This is a genomic window from Mesorhizobium sp., from assembly GCF_004962925.1.
In the GTDB taxonomy this organism is placed as follows: domain Bacteria; phylum Pseudomonadota; class Alphaproteobacteria; order Rhizobiales; family Rhizobiaceae; genus Mesorhizobium.
Window position 1 is genome coordinate 1 of record NZ_SUEO01000335.1, and the last position, 2,941, is coordinate 2,941.

Below are 2,941 nucleotides of genomic sequence, written 5' to 3' on the forward strand. Positions count from 1 at the left end.
GTCGCCACCGGCCATCCGCTGACCGACCCGCTGGCGCTGATCGTGTCCTTCTATGGCTTCGTCGAGGCCTTTGCCCGCCATCGCGGCCTCGATCCGGACACGCCGCCCAATCTTCGCAAGGTGACGGAAACCATATGAGCGACCGTTTTGCCCTGACTGGCGCCCGCATATTCGACGGCGAGGACTGGCACGACAACGCCGCCCTCGTCGTGCGTGACGGCCTCGTCGAGGCCATCGTCCCGGCAGGCGCCATTCCGTCCAGCGTCACTCGTATCGAGACCGGCGGCGGCATGCTGGCTCCGGGCTTCGTCGACCTGCAGGTCAATGGCGGCGGCGGCGTCATGCTAAACGACCATCCCGATGTCGCCTCGATCGAGACCATCTGCCGGGCGCACGCGCCGTTCGGCACGACGGCACTGCTGCCGACGCTGATCACCGACACGCCTGCCATCACCGCAGCGGCGGTTGCCACCGGAGCGAATGCCGCGCAGCAGAAGGTGTCGGGCTTTTTGGGCCTGCATCTCGAAGGCCCGCATCTGTCGATCGCCCGCAAGGGCGCGCATGACCCAGCATTGATCCGGCCGATGACTGACGCCGACCAGGCGATGCTGATAGCGACGCGGAAAACTCTGCCGGTGCTGCTGACAACGATCGCGCCTGAATCCGTCGAACCTGCCCGCGTCACTGCACTGGCAGAGGCCGGAATCGTCGTCAGCCTCGGCCATTCCGATACTGGTTACACCGTGGCCCGCGCCTTTGCCGATGCCGGCGCGACCGTGGTCACGCATCTGTTCAACGCGATGAGCCAGATCGGTAATCGCGAGCCGGGGCTGGCCGGCGCGGCCATCGATATGGGCACGTTGTTTGCCGGCATCATCGCCGACGGCATCCATGTCGATCCCGCCACCATGGCGATCGCGCTGCGCGCCAAGCAGGGGCCGGCAAAAATTTTTCTGGTTACCGACGCCATGGCGACGATCGGCACCGATATGACCTCGTTCACGCTGAACGGCCGCACTATCTACCGCAAGGACGGCAGGCTGACGCTTGCCGACGGGACGCTGGCGGGCGCCGATCTCGACATGATCTCCGCCGTCCGCTTCGTCCACCGCATTGTCGGACTGGAGCTGTCGGAGGCCCTGCGCATGGCTTCGCTCTATCCGGCGCAGGCGATCGGCCAGTCGCACCGGCTCGGGCGGTTCGCCAACGGCACCGCCGCCGATATTGTTTCGCTGTCGGACGAATTGGACGTCAAGGGCGTCTGGATAGAAGGCGACAAGGTTTTCGGAGCCGGCACCAACTGAGTGCAAACCTCTTGCGTCAGCCGGCTTTGGCCGGTGCGTAGAGGTCCTTGTAGGTCTCGCGCAGCAGGTTCTTCTGCACCTTGCCCATCGTGTTGCGCGGCAACTCGTCGACGAAGATCACCCGCTTCGGGTGCTTGTATTTCGCCAACCGCCCGGCGATGGCACCAACGATCTCGGCGGCGGTGATGGTCGAGGCCGGCGCGCGCACCACGACAGCGGTGACGCCTTCGCCGAAATCCGGATGAGCAACGCCGATCACAGCGCTTTCGGTGACGCCGGGCAGCGCGTCGATCTCGCTCTCGACCTCCTTCGGATAGATGTTGTAGCCGCCGGAAATGATCAGATCCTTGCCGCGCCCGACGATGTGGACATAGCCGTCGGCATCGATCAGGCCGAGATCCCCGGTGATGAAGAAACCGTCGTCACGGAATTCCGCTTTGGTCTTCTCCGGCATGCGCCAATAGCCGCCGAAGACATTGGGACCCTTCACCTCGATTATGCCGACCTCGCCCTGGGCAAGTGTAGCGCCGCCGTCGGGGTCGGCGATGCGCAGTGCCACGCCGGGCAAGGGGAAGCCGACCGTACCGGCGCGCCGCTCGCCATCATAAGGGTTCGACGTGTTCATGTTGGTCTCGGTCATGCCGTAGCGCTCGAGAATCGAATGGCCAGTGCGCTCGCGCCAGGCGTTGTGCGTCTCGGCCAGCAGCGGCGCCGAGCCGGAAACGAACAGGCGAATGTTCTTTGCGGCCTGCCTGTTCAAGCCGTCCTGCTGCAGCAGGCGCACATAGAAGGTCGGCACGCCCATCAGCGCGGTGGCGCGCGGCAGCAGCGAGACGATGCGGGCCGGGTCGAATCTGGTTTCGAACAGCATCGAGGCGCCAGCCATCAGGATGACGTTGGTGGCGACGAAGAGGCCATGCGTGTGGAAGATCGGCAGCGCGTGGATCAAGACGTCTGCAGCAGTGAAGCGCCAGTGATCGACCAGCACGCGCGCATTCGAGGCGAGGTTCTCATGGCTGAGCATGGCGCCTTTGGAGCGGCCGGTGGTCCCCGACGTGTAGAGGATCGCCGCAAGATCGTCCGGCCCGCGCACCACATCGTGGAAATCCGAAGACTGCCGCGAGGCCTGATCCATCAGCGAGCCTTCGCCATTGCCGCCGAGCGTGACTGTGATAGCGCCCGATGACTCCGCCAGGCGGCCGATCTCGGCTGCCCGTGCCGGATCGCAGACGACCAGCCGCGGCTCGGCATCGCCGAAGAAGTATTCAAGCTCGGTCAGCGTATAGGCGGTGTTGAGCGGCAGGAAGACCGCACCGGCGCGCACGCAGGCGAGATAGAGCAGGATCACCTGCGGGCTCTTCTCGACCTGGACGGCGACGGGGTCGCCGACTTCGACGCCCAGTTGCAACAGCGCGTGGGCCAGTTGCGCTGATCGGGCCAGCATGTCGCCATAGGTGATCGAGCGCCCGTCATCCGTTTCCATCAGGAGACGCTCGGGCGCCGGCATGCGGGCGCGGAAAGCGTCGAACAAATGGTTGCTCATATGTCCCTCTTGTCCTCATTCCCCTGAGGTTGCACCGGAAGCCGCGACGCGGCCGGCCTCGCCGGTTTCGGCAGCAGGCGGCGCACGGCGGGCG

At 65.3% G+C, this 2,941-nt stretch carries 2 protein-coding genes and 1 pseudogene; 2 read left to right on the top strand and 1 reads right to left on the bottom strand.

What is annotated here, in order from left to right:
- A pseudogene (locus E5W87_RS34260) lies at nucleotides 1-138 on the top strand (aminotransferase); the annotation flags it as partial.
- The gene (gene nagA / locus E5W87_RS34265; protein ID WP_292408015.1) at nucleotides 135-1,304 is read left to right on the top strand and encodes an N-acetylglucosamine-6-phosphate deacetylase; all 1,170 of its coding nucleotides are present in this window, start codon (nucleotides 135-137) and stop codon (nucleotides 1,302-1,304) included. The pseudogene E5W87_RS34260 and the gene nagA, both read left to right, overlap by 4 nt.
- Before the next feature lie 16 nt (nucleotides 1,305-1,320).
- Here nagA and E5W87_RS34270 read toward each other — a convergent pair whose 3' ends face one another.
- Nucleotides 1,321-2,847, bottom strand: coding sequence for a malonyl-CoA synthase (locus E5W87_RS34270; protein WP_292408018.1), 1,527 nt, complete (start codon nucleotides 2,845-2,847; stop codon nucleotides 1,321-1,323).
- Nucleotides 2,848-2,941 lie beyond the last annotated feature (94 nt).